This is a genomic window from Shimia sp. W99 (assembly GCF_053851455.3).
In genome coordinates this window covers 3,315,844-3,334,560 of the sequence record NZ_JBSQBU020000001.1, presented here as the reverse complement: position 1 = coordinate 3,334,560, position 18,717 = coordinate 3,315,844, and the positions used below count along the sequence as shown (strand labels likewise).

The window sequence follows — 18,717 nt, the reverse complement described above, 5'->3', positions numbered from 1 at the left end:
TCCGGGGCACGACCGATCTTGCATCCCGCCCTAGTGGCGGAAGTGGCGCATGCCGGTGAACACCATCGCCAGCCCCGCCTCGTCCGCGGCCTTGATCACTTCATCATCCCGCATCGAGCCACCGGGCTGGATCACGCATTTGCCGCCTGCCGCGGCGGCTTCCAGCAACCCGTCGGCAAAGGGGAAGAATGCATCCGACGCCACGGCACAGCCCTTGGCCGGGCTTTCCGCCAGTCCCAGTTCGTCCGCCATGCGGCCCGCCTTGGCGGCCGCGACATTGGCGCTGTCCAACCGGCTCATCTGACCGGCACCAACGCCCACGGTCGCCCCATCCTTGACGTAGACAATCGCGTTCGACTTGACGTGTTTCGCCACTTTCCACGCGAACAGAAGGTCGGCCATTTCCTGCTCACTGGGCGCTTTCTTGGTCACAACCTTAAGGTCTTCCATCCCGACATAACCCACGTCCTTGTCCTGAACCAGCATCCCGCCGGCGACCTGCTTGTAGGCCGTGATCGGAGCACGCGTGTCCGGCAGACCCTCGGTCAGCAACAGGCGCAGGTTCTTCTTGGCGGCGAATACTTCAATCGCCTCATCGCTCGCGCCCGGTGCAATCACCACCTCGGTGAAAATCTCCACGATCTTCTGCGCGGTCTCCACGTCCAGCGGCTGGTTCAGCGCCACGATGCCGCCAAACGCGCTTGTGCGGTCACAGTCAAACGCCTTTTGATACGCTTCAACCAGCGACCCGCCCACGGCCACACCACAGGGGTTGGCGTGCTTGATGATTGCACAGGCTGGACCGTTCGCAGGATCAAACTCGGCCACAAGCTCAAACGCCGCGTCGGTGTCGTTGATGTTGTTATAGCTCAGCTCCTTGCCCTGAAGCTGACGCGCGGTGGCCACGCCAGGACGGTGCGACCCATCGGTATAGAACGCCGCCTGCTGATGGCTGTTCTCGCCATAGCGCAGGGTTTGTTTCAGCTCTCCGGCAAAGGCGCGGCGGCGCGGGGTTTCCACGCCAATCGCCTCGGCCATCCAGTTGGACACGGCGGCATCATAGGCCCCGGTGCGGGCATAGGCGATCTGGGCCAGCTTCTTGCGGAACTTTGGACAGGTTGCACCGTTATGCTGGTCCATGTCGCCCAAAAGCGTGTCGTAATCGGCCACATCCACCACCACGGTCACATCGCCGTGGTTCTTGGCGGCGGCGCGGATCATCGCCGGGCCGCCGATGTCGATGTTCTCGATGCAGGTGTCATAATCGGCCCCGGCGGCCACGGTGGCTTCAAACGGGTAAAGGTTCACCACCAGAAGGTCGATCGGGCCAATCCCGTGCGCGTCCATCGCTGCCACGTGTTCCGGGTTCGACCGAAGCGCCAGCAGCCCGCCATGCACCTTGGGGTGCAGCGTCTTCACGCGCCCGTCCATCATCTCGGGAAAGCCCGTCACCTCGGACACATCCTTCACGGTCAGTCCGGCATCGCGCAGCGCCTTGGCGCTGCCGCCGGTCGAAAGAAGTTCAACGCCGCGCTCGGACAGCGCGCGTCCAAGGTCGATCAATCCGGTCTTGTCGGATACGGAAATCAATGCGCGGCGGATAGGGGTCATGTCGGTCATAGCGTGTGCGGTCCCAGAGGTCAGGTTGTCAGATCCATCTCATCCCGGTTCAGGTCGCGAATGGCCATAGACGAGTCATGCGCCTTGGACACCGACCACCGGATGCGCGTCGCATACTCCATTGCCACGCCAGATAGAACGACCTGTTTTGTCGCGCGGGGCTTTAATCGCCCTTTTTCCAGAAAAACACTGGGTTCCAGCGTCAGATTCAGCTTCGTATCATGCCGGAACACCCACAATTCGCCGCTTTTGAGCGCAACCGAAACCGCCGCGCCCCCCATGTCCAGCTCGGCATCAGCCTCGGGATGCAGGTGGAATCGGATGTCAAACGGGATGCCCTGAAGCGCGTGCGCGTCCATCGCCTTGTCAAACCGCCGCTTTGCCGGGTCATCCAGCGCGATCAGCAAGTCCTCGCCCGCCATCCCCCGCCCGTCAAAGGTCAGCTCCAGCGTACGCGCATGGGTCAGCCCATGGGTGCGCACATAGCCGTCATGCCCGCCTTCGAACCGCAGCCCGTCCGGGGCCTGGCTCATCTGGATCGGCACCTCCCGAGGCGCATCCACCAATTGCTCGTCACGCCAGCCGCGCGCGCCATCGCCAAGCCGCGCACTCGACAGCCCATCCAGCGACAGGGTGGAGTGCGACGGCGTCGCCCGCCCCGCGCGGCGCCAATCCTCTCCGAAACTGCCGCCCGACCCGCAATTCACGATCAACGGGCGCCGCCCGCTGGTCAGTTCGAACGCCAAAGTCGAGGCATGGGCATTCACCGAACTGTCCCCCTGCGGCGGCGGGCTCGCATCGACAATCACGCTGGTGCGCCCCGCACTCAGCCGCGCATACCCCATCGCCAGCCCATCCGCCTGCCGCGTCTTGACCGTGCTTTCTGCCAGCGCGCTGTCCAGACGGCCCTCCATGCCGCGCCCACCGCCATGAAAGCGCGCCAAACCGCCGTCGGCATGGCGCAACGTGCGCAGCGTCGGTGCAATCCGCTCAATCGCCTGCATATGCCCGCCAGACACCGGCTTGCCCGCCTCACCCAGCGCCGTTGCTGCCCAGGTCAAAAGCGTGAACACTTCCAGCAGCTCCTCGGGGTTGCGTGTCGGGATACCGCCCTGTTCATCCACCTGTCTTCGGCATTCCCGCTCCAGCGCCTTGCAGGCCGGGGTCACATGCCGTTCCATGCCTTCCAGCGCCAGCCCGGCATAGATCAGCCCCGTCAGGGCCTCGAACCGGGGCAATCCCGGCAGGGTCTTGTGCCAACGGCGACTGAGGAAAATCGTCTGCTGTGCGAGCGAGCGATAAAACGCCTCCGATTGCTCAGCATCCCGCGCCCTGAGCAGGAAAAGCGCATGACTGATCCAGCGAATCACACGCCGCCCGGTCAGGTCCGGCGTCCACCCCGGCCCCCGCGCCTGCCCAAAGCGGTCGATCCAGCGCCACAACCACAGCTGCGCCCGCTCACGCGCCGCCGCATCTCCCACGGCGGCAAGGTCATCCATCCACGCAAACCCGTGCAACTCCTGCGCAAACACCTCGTCCGGCACGCCAATGTCCCAGATCGACGTTTCCGGCGCCGTAACCAGATGCCCTGCAAAAAGAAAATTCCCCGCCAAAAGCTGTTTGCCGCGCGCATAAAGCCCGATCGTGCGCGGCTCGGGCATGGATGTGAACCCGGTGGCGGGGCGCGCCATCGTCGAAATCCGCGCATGAACGCGGTGCATCGCCCGCGTATGGCGGGCCGCAAGGCTATTGGGGTCGGACATCTGCTCTGCCTCTACGCTCTTTGGCGTTTGCGTAGGAGTGTAGCCGCCTTCTCCGGGCAAGTCACCGTTTGAATTCCTCCCGCACCCCCCCGGGCACCCGCTCCGAAACTCCGCTTTCGGTTACCCCTGCGCCCGGCACATCGCGAGAAACTGCACCAACAGCGGCGACGGCGCGACATGACCTGACCGTACGATGACCGCCCGGAACAGGCCAATGTCTTCCCGGATCGGGCGCACCACCACCGGATCACCCTCAATGGTACGGTCCTGCATTGGAGGAAACCCGACCAAGGTCACGCCCAGCCCCTTGCCCACGTAAGCCTGCGCCAATTCGCGCGACTGCGTGGAGAACGGCACATCGGGATGAACGCCTGCCGCTTGCAACATTTGCAGGTAGCTTGGCCCCGGACCGGGCGTGGTGATCTCGACATATGGACATTGCGACAGGTCAGCGAGGCTAATCTCATCCTGATGCCCAAGAGGATGCTCCGCCGCCACGAGCACAAGGGGTGGCAAGTCCTTCAATGGCTCGACAACGTGCTTTTGCGAGTGAAAGCCCTGATCAAACACGACAAGCGCGTCCACGGCACCGGTATCCAGCGCGTCCACGAGATCGGGGAAATCGCCCTCCTTCACATGTACGCGCACATCCGGGTACTTTGCGCGAAAAGCCAGCACAGCAGGCAGGACATAACGATGGGCCAGCGCGAAATGTGTCCCGACATACAGCGCCCCGGCCCGCCCTTCGGCCAAATCCCGCGCGCGGCGATCCAGCGCCTCGGCCTGCTCCAGCAAGACCGCGGCCTGCGCCGCAAACTCCTCACCCGCCCGTGTGAGCCGCATCCCCTGCGCCGGAAAGCGGTCAAACAGGGTAAGCCCAAGTATGGCCTCCAGCTTGTCAATTGCCGCGGCCACTGCCGCCGTCGACACGTTCATCTGGCGTGCCGCCTGCGCGATCCCGCCCCGACGCGCGACCTCGGACAAGTAAAGAAGCTGGCGCAAAGAGAAATGAACCATCACAATTTCCGATCTTCTTACCCAACTTAATCATGTTTTCCACGCTTTGACATCCTGCTAGGGTCGCCCAAACCACTTGCAGAGACAGTCCATGCGGATCACACCCCTGACCGGCGGCCTCGGCGCCGAAATCTTTGGCGCGGATATTCGCGATGCCGAAATCTTTGACGCCATCCACGATGCCTTTGCCCGACATTCAGTGATCGTCCTGCGCGACCAAAATGTCGGACCGGACGACCATCTCGCCTTTGCCCGCCGCTTTGGTGCGATCAACGTGAACCGCTTTTTCAAACCGGTCGCGACACACCCGGAAATCGCCATGGTTCTCAAGGAAAAGGACCAGAAAGCCGCCGTTGGCGAGGGCTGGCACACCGACCATTCGTATGACCTGTGCCCTGCCATGGGCTCGATCCTGCATGCAATCGAGATGCCTCCTTTTGGCGGCGATACGCTCTTTGTCTCCATGGGGGCCGCCTATGAGGCGCTCTCCCCCACCATGCGCCACTTTCTGGACGGGCTGACCGCCGTGCATTCATCCCGGCACGTGTTCGGCCCCGAAACCCGTGACAGCGAAGCGGCCACCACCGGGCGCTTGCAGAATGCCGACGCTGCGACACAGGACGCACGCCACCCGGTTGTAATCACCCATCCCTTGAGCGGTCGTCGGGGCCTGTTCGTGAACCCGGTCTTCACCACTCACATCGAAGGACTGTCCGAACCCGAATCCACCGCCCTGCTGACGATGCTCTACGAACACTGCCGCCAGCCCGAATTTCAATGCCGGGTCCGCTGGCGGGAGGGTGACATCACCATGTGGGACAACCGCGCCACTTGGCACAAGGCCATCAACGATTATCACGGTTACCGCCGCCTCATGCACCGCGTTACGGTCGAAGGTGTCCCCCTTGTCGACACCCCCCCGACCTGAATACCCCTTTCTTGGCGACTCTGCCTACCACGTCTGTTCGCGTGCGAAATCAATATAGGCCCGCACCCGCGCGGGCATGTTCCGCTTGCTGAGATAATTCAACGAGAACCGCGGCAACGCTTCGGTCTGCCCTTTGAGAACCTCGACCAAAGCACCGGATTGCAGATGCTCCCGGACCAGATGCCGATAGATATAGGCCAACCCAAGCCCCGACCGGGCCGAGGCCGCGATCGAGCCCACGTCATTCGCGATCACACGCGGTGTCGGCATGACCGAATACGGCCCATCAGGCCCGGCAAACACCCACGGCGCGAGCGTGCCGGACCTGTCAAAGGCAAAGCACACACCCGCATGCGCGGCCACGTCCTCGGGGGTCTCGATCGGAGGCGCCTGATCCAGATAATCCTGCGACGCCACTAGCGCCATCTGCTGTACCGGGCCAACCGCAAAGGCATAGGTGTCCGGGTCAAGCAACGTCTCCGCCCGGATGGCCAGGTCCGCCCCCCCGGTCACAAGGTCCACCTTTTCCTCGTCATAAAGTACCTCGATCACCAATCCGGGGTGCCGCTTCGCAAATGCGGCATTCAGCGCGTCAAGAAACAGGCGGCTGGCCCCAATCGGCGCCGTGATGCTCAACAGCCCGGCCAGGCCCGTTTCGGTTGAATGCACGTCACCCAGCGCGCTTTCAAGTTCGCGTATCGCGGGCAGGCTGCGCCGATAAAGCGTCTCTCCCGCCGTGGTCAGCGCAATCGCCCGCGTGGTGCGCTCCAGAAGACGCACCCCCAGACGGTCCTCGAACCGCTGCACCGCCTCGCTCACCGTCCCCGCCCCAAGGCCCAGCCTGTCCGCCGCCGCGCGAAAGCCACCCTCCTGCGCCACTGCGACAAAGATCGCCACATCACTCAATTCGTTCCGCCGCATTGTTCGAAATTCCTTACAGATTGATCGAATACCGCCTGTTTTTCCAACAACTAGAGCGCCCTATTTTGGTTGGCAACAGAAACCCTGCGCGGCTCCACCCACGCAACCCACCGAAAGGAAAGACCAATGAGTGAACTGAAAATCTGGGACCTGCACATGCACTTCAACGCCCCCCTGGACGAGAACAGCGCCAAGGGCATGATGCAACTTGCTGAAAGCATCGCCGAGGAACCCGGTGTCGTCTGGAAGATCTGGACCCACGAAGCCGGGACCGCGCATTTTGGATCGACTTACCTGTTCCGCGACCTCGCCGCGCTAGAAACCTACAAGGCCATGCATCTCGAGCGCCTCGTCGCCTTCGGCATTATCGAGATCACGGACCATGTTTTTGATATCATGGAAGACCTGAGCACCGTCACGCACGCGCCTCTGTACGCCGCGCAGTAACTGCGAAACCGGCACCGGCCAGCACCCAGCGATCAGACGGTTGGTGCCCCCTCCAAGCCAATCACGGGATCAAACCGATGACACCAAGAACCTTTCTCACACTCCACGGCGCAATCTACGCTGTTTTTGCCGTGGCCCTGTTCGTTGTTCCCGGCCTGCTCTGGCCGAACTACGGGGTGGAATTGAACGACCGCTACGCGGTCTTCCTGTCTCAGCACAACAGCATCTTCCTCGGCGGGATCGCCATCATCAGCATCCTGCTCCGCGATACGACGGACATTGCCATCCAGCGCAAGATCCTCACCGGCCTGATGTGGACCAACACCCTCGGCGTGGCGATCACCCTCTATGCGGCCCTGACCGGCATATTCACCGGTTTCGGATGGTCTGACCCGGCGTTCTTCGCGCTGCTCGCCGTGCTGAGCTTCCTGCAAAAAGGCAAGCTGAACGCCTGAGGCCGTGCGCGGACACCCTGTCCGCGCTCAGCCCGCCTTGCGCAGGCAGGCCACGTAAAACCCGTCCATACCGCCCCGATCCGCCCAGTAATCGGGGCGAAGGCGCAATCCACCTTCTTCCGTGATCCACGCCGGGTCGATCCCCGGAAGCTCCAGCGCCGCACGGTCAACCGTGACATCCTTGTGGCGCGCCACCGCCTCTTCCACCTGCACTTCGCCCTCGTCCGGCAAAAGCGAACAGGTGCAAAACACCAGCCGCCCGCCCGGTTTGACCAGAGACAGCGCGTGGTCGATCATCCAGGATTGCATACCGATCAACTCGCCGAATTCGCTGCCATCCTTGGCATGGGGCAAATCCGGGTGCCGCCGGATCGTACCCGTTGCCGAACAAGGCGCATCCAGCAGCACCGCGTCATAGCTGCCCTTCTGGGACATCACGTCGCCGACGATCAATTCGGCATTCAGCCCCGTGCGTTCGAGGTTTTCGCGCACCCGTTCCATTCGCGCCGGATTATCATCCACCGCCGTCACCTTGGCGCCACTGGCGGCAATCTGCATGGTCTTGCCACCGGGCGCGGCACAAAGATCAAGCACATGCTCGCCCTCTTGTGCATTGAGCACCTTCGCCGGAATCGCAGCAGCCGCGTCCTGTACCCACCATTCCCCGCTTGCGAACCCGGCCAGTTTCGACACCTGCCCGGCCTCCATCAACCGGACAGACCCGGTCTCAAGCAGGGTGCCGCCAACCGCTTCGGCCACCGCCGCCGCGTCGCCCCTGGCGGTCAGGTCCAACGGCGCGCCTGCAAAATGCGCCGCTTCCATCGCGGCCACGGTTTCGGGCCCATAGGCCGCGACCATCGGCCCACGCAACCATTTCGGCAGGCGCGGCACGCGCAGGATATTCCACGCCTCGGCCCCTTGCGCCGCCACCTTGCGCAGCACCGCATTCACCAGCCCCTTCATCGACTGGGTGCGCTTGTTGCGCGCCACGATCTCGACCGCGTCATTGACCACGCCATGCGCCGCACCGCCCTGGCACAGCTCCACGGTCGCCAGCCGCAACACGTTGCGCACGGTCAGCGGCGGGTATTTCTGCAAGTGCTTCTGCAACATCCGGTCCGCCCGCTCGAGCCCCCGCAGGGTTTCCATAGCAAGCCGTTGTGCCCGTGCCCTCTCCTGCGGCTCCAGCCGCTCCAGCGCCCCGGCGCCGATCAGCTCGGACATCAACCGCCCTTCCCCGAGCACCTGATCCAGCAGGTAAACCGCGCTGCGACGAGTCTGCACCCCTGATTTTGCCATTGGCTCGCGACTCCTTGTTCTCTTGTGCGCGTCGGACGGGCGCGTATATCAAGGGACAAGCCCGAAAGGAACCCGCCATGAGCGATCAGACCGCCAAAGACAACCCATCCGATCTTCCCCCCGCCGCCCAACGCGCCCTTGCCGAGGCCGAAGAGCGCCGCAAAAAGGCCAAGGCGCTTGAAATGCCAACCGAACTCGGTGGGCGCGACGGCCCCGAACCGATCCGTTACGGCGACTGGGAAAAAAAGGGCATCGCCATCGATTTCTGAGGCCCGTTTTTTTTGCTGGGCTCCGCACGGCAAGGGCCTCAAAGAAAAGACCCGCGGCAACACATCCGCGGGTCTTTTTTCATTCAGTGCCGGATCCGGTCAGGCGGACTTATTGCGTTTGCGCCGAGAAGCCGCGCCAAGAGCGCCAAGAGCGGTCAAAAGCATCCAACCGGCGGCAGGAAGCGGCACGACGCCAAGCGCCTCGTCATCTTCCAGCAGGAAGGCCGTTTCGCCACCTTTGACACTGGTATTCTGCAAGTATGATCCGGTGGTGCTTGAACGCTGCCAGGCAAACTGCGTACCCTGGACATCGGTGTCATGATAGACCGACAGCCAGTAATCCCCCGCACCAAGAGACAATGCAGAGTCAAAAGTCAGCGTGTATTCGCGAATATCGGCACCAGCCACGCCATTATGATCAACGCCGGTATCCGTGTTCGAAACCATTGTTAAGGACACATCCGAGATCAAAGAACCAAGCGCCCCGGCCGCATCGTTATAAACCTGAACGACAAAGTCGAGAGGGTTCGGCTCGACACCCGATGTCCAGTGTACGCCCCAAAAGGTCAGACGCCAGAGGTTGCTCGCTGAACCCAGGCCGGGTGACGACGGCGGATGCAAGGTGAGCAAGGGCAATCTCTATCTGAGGGGGGTTTCCTTTTTGGAAGCTCGGTGCCAGCTCACGGATCGCCGACCGTATTTTGTCTAGCAAACGCCAGCAAGCGCCTCCCGAAATTGCATTTTCTTCGGGCCATGACGAAACGGTTGGCCGGAACAGGAGACGTCACCTAGACTCAACGCCAAGTGTCCGCGGCGCCCCCTCTTCTCAATGGTTTCAAATACCCATAACGCGACGCCCGCCGCGTTAAACCGCCCTCTTCGGAGGGGCGATACCGACGCAATACCGACGGAATACCGACGTGATACCGAACGCCAGATCCCCTGTTAACCAAGGGATCTGGCAGTGATTCGTTGCAAAACTCAGAGACCCAGCGCGCGCCGCCGTTCCTCGGCAAATCCCTGCACCAGTCGATCTGCCACCAGCGCCAGGATCGCCATCGCCGCCCCGGCCGTGATGCCCAGCCCGACATCCGCCTGCCCAAGGGCAAGATAGATCGACTGACCCAGCCCGGTTGTCCCGATCAGCGCGGCGATCACGAGCATCGCAAAGGCATAAAGGATGGTCTGGTTCAGGCCCAGCAGGATCGTCGGCGCCGCATAAGGCGCGCGCACTTCGAACATGGTCTGCCATTTGCCCGCCCCGCTGGCCTGCGCCGCCTCGATCATCTCCTCGGGCGTCGTGGTTAGCCCATGGCGCGTATAGCGGATCATCGGCACGATCGCGTACATGCAGATCGCCAGATAGGCCGAGAATTCGCCGATCTGGAAGAACATCAGCACCGGGATCAGGAAGACAAAAAGCGGGATCGTCTGCAGCAGGTCACAGACCGGGCGGATCACCCGCCATGCCATCGGACTGACCGCCGCCCAAAGACCCAGAAGACCACCGACAACAGCGCAACTCACCACCGAAGCCCCTGAAAGATAAAGCGAAAGCAGCGCCCTCTCCCACAGTCCCGAGATCAGCACGAGACCCAACAGGATCACCACGAGCCGTGTCAGTTTCCACCCCCCGGACACCCAGCCCAAGGCCCCGGCTCCAATGATCACCACCGGCCATGGCAGTTGCGCGATACCAATCTCCAGCATCAGCGCCAACAGCATCACGATGGCCCCTGCGGCCAACCGTCCACGCCAGGCCAAAAGCGCAGCGATCACCGCTGCAATACCAAAGAATACTGCGCTATGCTGGGCCGTCCATTTGAAACCCCAGGTAAACGGCAGAACCGCGTCGGCAAGACCAATCCGTAACGGTAGAAGGCCATAGAACATCACGTTGTTCTTGAGCGCATCCAGCGTCGCGCCGTGATCGGCCGTAAAGGCCCCCACACCTGCGTCCACGCGATCGGCCACACCGTCAAACATGGCCACGCCATCCGGGTTCCATCCCGCGACAACCGACCAAACAGCCACAGCCGCGCCGGCGCCGAACAGCCCCCAGACAATCTGCTTGTTCTGACGCGCGCGCGGCAAAGCCAGCGCGCCCGACATCCGGTCGATCACGATGGCAAACACCACGATCACCAAACCCGCAAGAAAAGCCTGCCCGAACAAGGCCTTGCGCATGGTCAAAAGCACTTCCCAGCCGATATCGTCGAACCCGCCAATCACGGCGGCGATGATCACCATCGACAGGGCCGCCATCAGGCATTGGTTCACACCGATCATGATCTGCGTCGTCGCTGCCGGAATCTCGACAAGGAACAACTGTTGCCGCCGCGTGCCCCCGGACATCACCGCCGCCTCCCGGATTTCCGGTTCCACCCGTTCCAGCCCCAACAGCACATTGCGCGCCATGGGCGGCGCGGCATAAATCGCCGAGGCGATCAGACCCACCACCGGTCCAAAACCAAACAGCACCAGCAACGGCGTCAGATAGGCAAATGTTGGCACCGTCTGCATGATGTCCAAAAGCGCCTGAACCGCCCCCTTGAGTCGCGGCACCTCGAACGCCAGAACCCCAATCGCCAAACCGCTGATCAGGGCCAGCGGCACCGAAACCACCACCAGCGCCAGCGTGTTCATGCTTTCGGCCCAATAGCCCGACAGAACCACGAACCCGAGGCCAAAGAACCCCAGCGCGGCCAACCGCAGCCCGCCGATCCACCAGCCAAGCGCTGTGACGCTACCCACCACCAAGGGCCATGGCGCCTGCCCCAAAAGCCAACTCACCCAGTTCATCGGGTAGCTCAATGCGAACGAGAACCCTCGGGCTATCGGCTTGAAAATACTTAGGAAGCCGCCAACAACAGCCCCCATCCAGTCTGTCATGGGCACCGTCAGGGCCGTCGGCCAGCCCACCAGCCACTCAAACTGTCCACCCAGCAGACGGCACAGAACCGCCACCACGAGCACCAGTACCGCCGCCTGTGCTCCCCGCGTCAGCGACAGGCTCATGCCTCGTCCACCTGCAACGCGGCAGCAAGGTCCGCAGGCTGCACCGCCCCGACCAGCTTGCCGTCGCGGTCATGCACAGGGACAGGCTCATAAAGCGACATGCACTTGGCCAGCGCCGTGTCCAGCGTCATACCCACACGCAGCCCCGGATCATCCGGCATGTGCTCGGGGATCTCCTTGAGCATCACTGATTCCACGCAGGCGTGCCGTCCCTTGGCAACATCCTTGGAAAACTCGGCGACATAATCGTTTACCGGGCGCAGCACGATTTCCTCGGGAGTACCGATCTGAACAATCTCGCCATCCTTCATGATCGCGATCCGGTCCGCCAGCTTGAGCGCCTCGGTGATGTCATGCGTGATGAACACGATGGATTTCTTCAACGTCGCCTGAATGTTCAGGAATTCGTCCTGCAACTGCCGCCGGATCAGCGGGTCCAGCGCTGAAAACGGTTCATCCAGAAACCAGATGTCGGGGTTCACAGCCAGCGACCGGGCAATCCCGACGCGCTGGCGTTGCCCACCGGAAAGCTCACGCGGATAGGCATCCTCGCGCCCCTGCAGCCCCACGAGCTCGATCACCTCCAAGGCCCGCTTGCGGCGTTCCTTCTTGCCCGCGCCCTGCATCTTGAGCGGAAAGCCAACGTTGTCGGCCACGCTCATATGCGGGAACAGGCCGAAATGCTGAAACACCATGCCCAGCTTGCGCCGGCGCAGGTCGATCAGCCGTTTCTCGCTGGCCTTCAGGATATCCTCGCCATCGACATGCACCGCCCCGGCTGTGGGTTCGACAAGCCGGGAGATGCAGCGGATCAGGGTCGATTTTCCCGACCCTGACAACCCCATGATCACGAACAGCTCCCCGGCGCGCACTTCGAAATTCGCATCGCGCACGGCCGGGATGAGGCCCTTGCCAATCAGATTTTCGGCAATCGCCGGGCCGTCATGCGCGGCTTGCGCCTCGCGCAACGCCGCCGACGCGCGTTCCCCGAATACCTGCCAAAGGCCCTCGACCTTGATCGCCGGGGCAGAACTGTTCGCTTCGCTCATGGCCGTTTACTTGGTTGCCGCGTCGACGACGGGTTTCCACTTGGCCTCGTTCGCGCCCATCCACGCTGCGACCACGTCTTCAACCTTACGCCCGTCAACGTCCACGGCGCCCATCATCGGCTGCTGGTCTTCCACGGCGAGCGTGTAGTTAACCAGAATTTCATGCGCGGCAGGCCATTGTTCTTTCAGACCCGGCCAACCGGCTTTGAAAATCCGCGACGGCGCAAAATCACAATCGTTCACCGCGTTTGGGTTCGGCCCCCAGGCCGGATCTTCGAAACAGGCCGCTTCCCCGGCCGGCAGCTCGACAAATTTCACGTCATAGGCCGACATCGCCCAATGCGGCTGCCAGAAGGTGATCAGCAGCGGCGATTTCTTTTCGGTCGATGCGCGCAGTTCTGCGATCAGCGCACCTTCCGACCCGGCCGGAACGGCCTTGAACGGCAGGTCCAACCCGGTCATGCGGTCCGCACCCGGAGTGCCCCAATCTGCGGGGTAGTCCACCAGACGCCCCTGCGGCAGGGTCTCGGCGGTGGCAAAGTTCATCGCGCAGTCCTTGAGCGCTTCCCACGCTGGCAGGCCGGGGCATAGATCGGCGACATGCGCCGGATAGGCAATGCCTTCCTTGGCATCGAGACCAAGGTCGGAAAGCTCTTCCAGTTTGCCTTCGCCCTTGAGCACGGCATACTGGTCCGACACGTTCGACGACCAGATTTCCAGCGTGGCGTGAATGTCACCATCCGCGATGGCCTGGAACTGGTTCATCATTCCGGCGGTGACATATTCCACCTTGTACCCGGCGGCCTTGAGCATCTCGCCCGCAACATGGGTGGTGACATGCTGACCGGTCCATTCATTGATGGCCAACTTGATAGGTTTATCAACATTGCCCATCTCCGCCGCACCCAGTGCTCCGGCGCAAATGGCGGTCATGGCAAGGGCCGACAGGCCCGACTTGATCGTCGTCTTCATGAGTTTCTCCCCTTGGCGCGACCATTTCTTGAATGGCCATTTAAGTTTTTGATTGCCGGCATAAGAACACACGCGGGGTCTTCTGCCAACAAAAATGTCGCGGCTTCTAGTCTAAGGGGAATCACCGCGACCCCCAAATGCACTTTCCCGCATATCTGAACGACGGGAAAGCGACATCTTTTCAATCACTTCGGCGCAAGATCATAGCCCCAACACATCCAACATATCATATTGGCCGGGCTTCTTGTCCTGCCCCCAAAGCGCCGCCTTGAGCGCTCCGCGCGCAAAAATAGAGCGATCCGTTGCCAGATGGCGCAATACGATCCGCTCGCCCGCTGCCGCGAAAAGCACGTCATGTTCCCCGACAATGTCGCCGCCACGAATGGCCGTGAACCCGATATCCCCCCGCTTGCGCGCGCCGGTGATCCCGTCTCGCCCGCGATCTGCCACGTCCGCCAGTTTCACGCCGCGGCCCTCTGCCGCCGCCTCACCCAGCATAAGCGCCGTTCCCGAGGGGGCATCGACCTTGTGGTGATGATGCGCCTCGATAATTTCGATGTCGAAATCCTCGTCCAGCGCCTCGGCCACCTTGCGGGTGAGCACCGTCAACAGGTTCACGCCCAGACTCATGTTTCCGGCACGCACGATCACCGCATGGCGCGCACAGGGATCAAGCTTGGCAATATCTTCGTCCGTCATGCCTGTGGTGCCAATCACATGCACTGCCCGCGCCTGCGCGGCGAGCTTGGCAAATTCGATCGTGGCTGCCGGGGCCGTAAAGTCGATCACCGCCTGCGCCTTTGCAAAGGCATCGAGCGGCTGATCGGTCACCGTCACACCCAGCGCCGCGCCGCCCATGGCCTCGCCCACGTCGCGCCCGACCCAATCGTGCCCCGCGCGCTCCACCGCGCCCACCAGCCGCGCCCTGTCACTGTCGACCACGGTCTTGATCAGCATCTGCCCCATCCGGCCAGAGGCCCCGGTGATCACGATACCCGGCAGGTCTTCCATTGCGCTGTCTCCATGGTTGCACTTCGTCTTGGGCCCTGCTTACCCAATGCCTGCCTGCTTGGCAAAGCCTATGGAAAGCCCTAAGTGGGGAACATGGCAAAGAACAGATATCAAGATGACTCCGGCCCCTCCCAACGACAACTTCGAGTTGGCGAGCTGATCCGCCGCACCTTGTCCGAGGTGCTGGCCCGCGGAGACATCCACGACCCCGACCTCAACCGCATGTCGATTACTGTGGGCGAGGTCCGCACCTCCCCTGATCTCAGGATCGCCACCGCCTATGTGCTGCCCCTCGGCGGCAAGGGACAGGAAGACGTGATCGCGCTCCTGGCCCGCAACAAGGGCGAGCTGCGCCGCATCGTCGGCAAGAAGACGGGGCTGAAATTCGCCCCCGACCTGCGCTTCCAGCTTGATCAGACCTTCGACCAGATGGACGAAACCCGCCGCATGCTCTCCGAGGACCGGGTCCGCCAGGACACCGAAGACCAGTGAGACTCCGCGCCCTGATCCTTGCGACTCTGACGGCTCTTCTGCCCAACCTGGCAGGCGCGGTGACGTGCAAGGACATGGCACACAAGAGCAACAACTACACCGTCTGCGAGGTCAACCCCGCCAAAGAAGACCTGCGCCTGTTCCTGCGGGATGCAGACGGAGACATCCTTGGACAGTTTCCGGCAATCAATCACACGCTGCCAGACGGTCAGTCCCTGAGCTTCGCCATGAACGCGGGCATGTATCACGCCGACCGCGCGCCCGTCGGCTATTACCGCGAAGGCGACAAGACCGAAGGCCGCCTGCTCACCGGCGCGAGCAAGGGCAATTTCGGCCTCCTGCCCAATGGCGTGTTCTGCATCCGCGGCACCCGCGCCGACGTGATCGAATCCCTGACTTTCGAGAAAACCCGCCCGGACTGTGCCTACGCAACCCAATCGGGCCCAATGCTGGTCATTGACGGCACATTGCACCCGCGCTTCCTGCCCGACAGCACATCCCGCTATATTCGAAATGGGGTCGGCACGTCGCGGGATGGTCAGCGCGCCATTTTTGCGATCTCCAACAACAGCGTCACCTTTCACCAGTTCGGCACGTTCTTTCGCGATGTTCTGAATACCCCGAACGCCCTCTATTTCGACGGCAAGATCAGCCGCCTGCACGCGCCCGAGCTTGATCGGTCCGACGCAGGTTTCTGGCTGGGTCCGATCGTGGGCGTGGTGACGCCCGACTGACCCGATCTTTCTTTTTCCGGAAATACCCCGGGGAGTCTCAGCTTGCTGAGGCGGGGCAGCGCCCCCTACACCGATCCGGGTTTGACAGACCCCGGCCAATCCGCTACCCCGCCGCCCTCGCTCTCAATCACGGAAGACAACATGGGACGCAAACGCAAGGGACGCGACATTTCCGGCTGGCTGGTCGTGGACAAACCGGCGGGCATGACCTCGACCGCCGTGGTCAACAAGGTCCGCTGGGCGCTGGATGCCAAAAAGGCTGGGCACGCTGGCACGCTTGATCCCGAGGCCACCGGCGTCCTGGCGATCGCGCTTGGCGAGGCGACAAAGACCGTGCCCTTCATCACCGATGCGCTCAAGGCCTACAGTTTTACCGTGCGGCTGGGACAAGCCACCAACACCGACGACGCCGAAGGCGAAATCATCGCGACATCCGACCTGCGCCCGACCGATGACGAGATCAAGGACGCGCTTGGCCAGTTTGTCGGCGACATCATGCAGGTGCCGCCCAAATTCTCGGCGGTAAAAATCGACGGCCAGCGCGCCTACAAGCTGGCCCGCGACGGCGAGGATGTCGAACTCTCCGCGCGCCCGCTCTGGGTCGAAGAACTGGTTCTGACCGATCGCGAGGACGACGATCATGTCACGCTGGAAATGACCTGCGGCAAGGGCGGTTACGTGCGTTCCATCGCCCGCGATCTCGGAGCGGCCCTGGGGTGTCATGGACACGTGCGGGAACTGCGCCGCATCTGGTCCGGCCCGTTCGACGCCCAAGACGGTATCACCCTCGAACAGATCGAAGCGCTGGCAAAGACCCCGGACCTCGATGCCTTTCTGCGCCCGCTCGAAGAGGGACTGGCCGACCTCCCCGAAGTCAAGGCCACGGCCCAAGGCGCCACCCGCCTGCGCAACGGCAACCCCGGCATGGTCATCGCCTCCGATGTGGAATACGGCGAAGAATGCTGGGCCTCCTTCGAAGGACAGGCGGTCGCCGTGGGTATTTACAAGGCTGGTGAACTGCACCCCAGCCGCGTCTTTGTCCAGCCCACGGCATGATCACCCGCGACTTCCAAAAGGACGACGCGGCCTCGTCGGCGATCTATTCGGATTGCGAGACCTATCGCTACGCCCTGACCCGCGTTTGGGACGAAAACGCGCCCAAGGTGTTGTTCGTCATGCTCAACCCGTCCAAGGCAACCGAACGCCAGAACGACCCGACAATCGAACGATGCGAACGCCGCGCCCGCGCCCTTGGCTTTGGCGGTTTCCGGGCCGTGAACATCTTCGGCTTGCGCGAAACCGACCCCAAGAAACTGCGCCGGCACGCCGCTCCCACCGGCCCCGACAACGATGGCGTGGTTGCCCAAAGCTGCCTCTGGGCCGACACGATCATTGCCGCCTGGGGCGCGCATGGCGACCATTTGGGACGGGGCGTCGAGATGCGCGACGTCCTCCGCGCCACTGGTCGCCCCATCCACCACCTCGGCCTGACCAAACACGGCCATCCCCGGCATCCGCTTTACATTGCCTATGCCACGCAACCTTCGGTCTGGGCTCTTGCTGAACCGGTCAAGCCCCTCACACGTTAACCATTGACTCCAATAGAGATTTACCCGGCGGCGGCGCTGTGCGCAAATGATGCTGGGTAAGTGTGGAGTTGTGAAGCGATGCTTATGATCGCAGGATTGTTGGGTCTTATGGCCGGGGCCGCCGCTTTTGTGGCCCTGGATGTTGGAGGGGACGATTCAGAGGCGGAGGCCGACGAGCGGCTTTCCCAGGAGGTCGCCGAAACTGCGTCACAGAGCATCGCGGCAGGCTTCCCCGACGAGGCACCGGAGACGCCCGACATCTCGAGCAAAATCCTGACCGGCACCTCTGGACATGACATTCTTTCCGGCGGGGCTGAGGCCGACATTATCGACGGCGGGGCCGGAAACGACCAGATCAACGGATATGACGGCGACGACAGCATCACGGGCGGCGATGGCCTTGACGATCTGCACGGGACCGAGGGCGATGATGTCCTCTCCGGCGGCGACGGCGATGATTTTATCCATGGCGAAGATGGCGACGACACCCAACAGGGCGATGGCGGTGATGACACACTCTTTGGGCATTCCGGCGACGATATCCTCCATGGCAACGAGGGCGCGGATTCGCTTGTCGGCGGTCAAGGACAAGACGCCTTGCGGGGCGGCGGAGGTGCCGACGCGCTGCACGGCGGGCTTGGCGATGACCACATGGATGGCGACGCGGGCGAAGACACGCTCTTTGGCGGCGATGGTCAGGATACAATCCTCGGCATTGGCGACGATGAAACCGACTTTCTGAACGGCGGCGATGGCGACGACATTCTTGTAGGCGGGCGCGGTGACATTCTGACCGGCGGCACAGGTGCGGACATGTTTCTTCTAGGCGCAGATGAAACAGCTGATGAAACCTTGAGGGTTATGGACTTCGACCCGGATCAGGACAATCTCGTCCTGATCTACGACGATGCCACGGGGGATCCGACCATCACCATAGAGCCCGATCCAAACAGCCAGAACAGCATTCGGGTTCTTGTCAACGGCACCGAATTGGCCGTGGTGCATGGTGCCGCCGGCCTGGAAGCCGCCGACATCGCTCTCCTGCTACAAGGCAATGCGGCGGCAGCCGAAATGTTGCGGGTCTGATCACGCCCCTTTCCTTTTCGCACGATATCTCATATACGCGCGCATCT

19 protein-coding genes are annotated in these 18,717 nt (G+C 62.4%); 9 read left to right on the top strand and 10 right to left on the bottom strand.

Annotation, left to right across the window (positions count from 1 at the left end; all coding sequences use genetic code 11):
* Positions 1-30: 30 nt before the first annotated feature.
* From purH to ACS3QZ_RS16190, 3 genes are all read right to left on the bottom strand, one after another.
* Entirely contained in the window at positions 31-1,620 is a 1,590-nt protein-coding gene (purH, locus tag ACS3QZ_RS16200) for a bifunctional phosphoribosylaminoimidazolecarboxamide formyltransferase/IMP cyclohydrolase (RefSeq protein ID WP_456038770.1), read from the bottom strand.
* A gap of 20 nt (positions 1,621-1,640) precedes the next feature.
* Positions 1,641-3,383 (bottom strand): heparinase II/III family protein, encoded by a 1,743-nt coding sequence (locus ACS3QZ_RS16195; RefSeq protein ID WP_456038769.1) that lies wholly within the window; start codon positions 3,381-3,383, stop codon positions 1,641-1,643.
* Positions 3,384-3,503: 120 nt separating this feature from the next.
* Complete coding sequence (locus ACS3QZ_RS16190) at positions 3,504-4,400, bottom strand: LysR family transcriptional regulator (protein WP_456038768.1); 897 nt, start codon at positions 4,398-4,400, stop codon at positions 3,504-3,506.
* Between the two features lie 91 nt (positions 4,401-4,491).
* Between ACS3QZ_RS16190 and ACS3QZ_RS16185 the strand changes: the two genes are divergently transcribed.
* Positions 4,492-5,328 (top strand): TauD/TfdA dioxygenase family protein, encoded by an 837-nt coding sequence (locus tag ACS3QZ_RS16185; protein ID WP_456038767.1) that lies wholly within the window; start codon positions 4,492-4,494, stop codon positions 5,326-5,328.
* Between the two features lie 24 nt (positions 5,329-5,352).
* Here the strand turns inward: ACS3QZ_RS16185 and ACS3QZ_RS16180 are convergent, their stop codons facing one another.
* Positions 5,353-6,249: a LysR family transcriptional regulator gene (locus tag ACS3QZ_RS16180; RefSeq protein ID WP_456038766.1), complete on the bottom strand. Its 897-nt coding sequence runs from the start codon at positions 6,247-6,249 to the stop codon at positions 5,353-5,355.
* A gap of 126 nt (positions 6,250-6,375) precedes the next feature.
* Between ACS3QZ_RS16180 and ACS3QZ_RS16175 the strand changes: the two genes are divergently transcribed.
* Complete coding sequence (locus ACS3QZ_RS16175; RefSeq protein ID WP_456038765.1) at positions 6,376-6,696, top strand: monooxygenase; 321 nt, start codon at positions 6,376-6,378, stop codon at positions 6,694-6,696.
* A gap of 77 nt (positions 6,697-6,773) precedes the next feature.
* Positions 6,774-7,151, top strand: coding sequence for a hypothetical protein (locus ACS3QZ_RS16170; RefSeq protein WP_456038764.1), 378 nt, complete (start codon positions 6,774-6,776; stop codon positions 7,149-7,151).
* 27 nt (positions 7,152-7,178) lie between these two features.
* Here ACS3QZ_RS16170 and ACS3QZ_RS16165 read toward each other — a convergent pair whose 3' ends face one another.
* Positions 7,179-8,450, bottom strand: coding sequence for an RsmB/NOP family class I SAM-dependent RNA methyltransferase (locus tag ACS3QZ_RS16165; protein ID WP_093093523.1), 1,272 nt, complete (start codon positions 8,448-8,450; stop codon positions 7,179-7,181).
* Between the two features lie 77 nt (positions 8,451-8,527).
* Between ACS3QZ_RS16165 and ACS3QZ_RS16160 the strand changes: the two genes are divergently transcribed.
* Positions 8,528-8,719, top strand: a complete 192-nt coding sequence (locus ACS3QZ_RS16160; protein ID WP_456038763.1) for a DUF1674 domain-containing protein — start codon at positions 8,528-8,530, stop codon at positions 8,717-8,719.
* Between the two features lie 99 nt (positions 8,720-8,818).
* Here ACS3QZ_RS16160 and ACS3QZ_RS16155 read toward each other — a convergent pair whose 3' ends face one another.
* From ACS3QZ_RS16155 to dapB, 5 genes are all read right to left on the bottom strand, one after another.
* On the bottom strand, positions 8,819-9,349 hold the full coding sequence (locus ACS3QZ_RS16155) for a VPLPA-CTERM sorting domain-containing protein (protein WP_456038762.1): 531 nt from the start codon (positions 9,347-9,349) through the stop codon (positions 8,819-8,821).
* 351 nt (positions 9,350-9,700) lie between these two features.
* On the bottom strand, positions 9,701-11,737 hold the full coding sequence (locus tag ACS3QZ_RS16150; protein WP_456038761.1) for an ABC transporter permease: 2,037 nt from the start codon (positions 11,735-11,737) through the stop codon (positions 9,701-9,703).
* Complete coding sequence (locus ACS3QZ_RS16145) at positions 11,734-12,786, bottom strand: quaternary amine ABC transporter ATP-binding protein (protein ID WP_093093516.1); 1,053 nt, start codon at positions 12,784-12,786, stop codon at positions 11,734-11,736. The genes ACS3QZ_RS16150 and ACS3QZ_RS16145 overlap by 4 nt, the downstream gene beginning before the upstream one ends.
* Positions 12,787-12,792: 6 nt before the next feature.
* Positions 12,793-13,758, bottom strand: a complete 966-nt coding sequence (locus tag ACS3QZ_RS16140; RefSeq protein ID WP_423227754.1) for an ABC transporter substrate-binding protein — start codon at positions 13,756-13,758, stop codon at positions 12,793-12,795.
* Positions 13,759-13,959: 201 nt separating this feature from the next.
* Complete coding sequence (dapB, locus tag ACS3QZ_RS16135; RefSeq protein ID WP_456038760.1) at positions 13,960-14,769, bottom strand: 4-hydroxy-tetrahydrodipicolinate reductase; 810 nt, start codon at positions 14,767-14,769, stop codon at positions 13,960-13,962.
* A gap of 93 nt (positions 14,770-14,862) precedes the next feature.
* On the opposite strand from dapB, the gene rbfA reads away from it, so the two are divergent.
* The 5 genes from rbfA (at position 14,863) to ACS3QZ_RS16110 (ending at position 18,670) form a co-directional block, all read left to right on the top strand.
* The gene (rbfA, locus tag ACS3QZ_RS16130; RefSeq protein ID WP_093093512.1) at positions 14,863-15,261 is read left to right on the top strand and encodes a 30S ribosome-binding factor RbfA; all 399 of its coding nucleotides are present in this window, start codon (positions 14,863-14,865) and stop codon (positions 15,259-15,261) included.
* A gap of 74 nt (positions 15,262-15,335) precedes the next feature.
* Positions 15,336-15,995, top strand: a complete 660-nt coding sequence (locus tag ACS3QZ_RS16125; protein WP_456039356.1) for a phosphodiester glycosidase family protein — start codon at positions 15,336-15,338, stop codon at positions 15,993-15,995.
* A 141-nt stretch (positions 15,996-16,136) separates the two neighbouring features.
* Complete coding sequence (gene truB / locus ACS3QZ_RS16120; protein WP_456038759.1) at positions 16,137-17,051, top strand: tRNA pseudouridine(55) synthase TruB; 915 nt, start codon at positions 16,137-16,139, stop codon at positions 17,049-17,051.
* The gene (locus ACS3QZ_RS16115) at positions 17,048-17,584 is read left to right on the top strand and encodes a DUF1643 domain-containing protein (protein ID WP_456038758.1); all 537 of its coding nucleotides are present in this window, start codon (positions 17,048-17,050) and stop codon (positions 17,582-17,584) included. The genes truB and ACS3QZ_RS16115 overlap by 4 nt, the downstream gene beginning before the upstream one ends.
* A 78-nt stretch (positions 17,585-17,662) precedes the next feature.
* On the top strand, positions 17,663-18,670 hold the full coding sequence (locus ACS3QZ_RS16110) for a calcium-binding protein (RefSeq protein WP_456038757.1): 1,008 nt from the start codon (positions 17,663-17,665) through the stop codon (positions 18,668-18,670).
* Positions 18,671-18,717 lie beyond the last annotated feature (47 nt).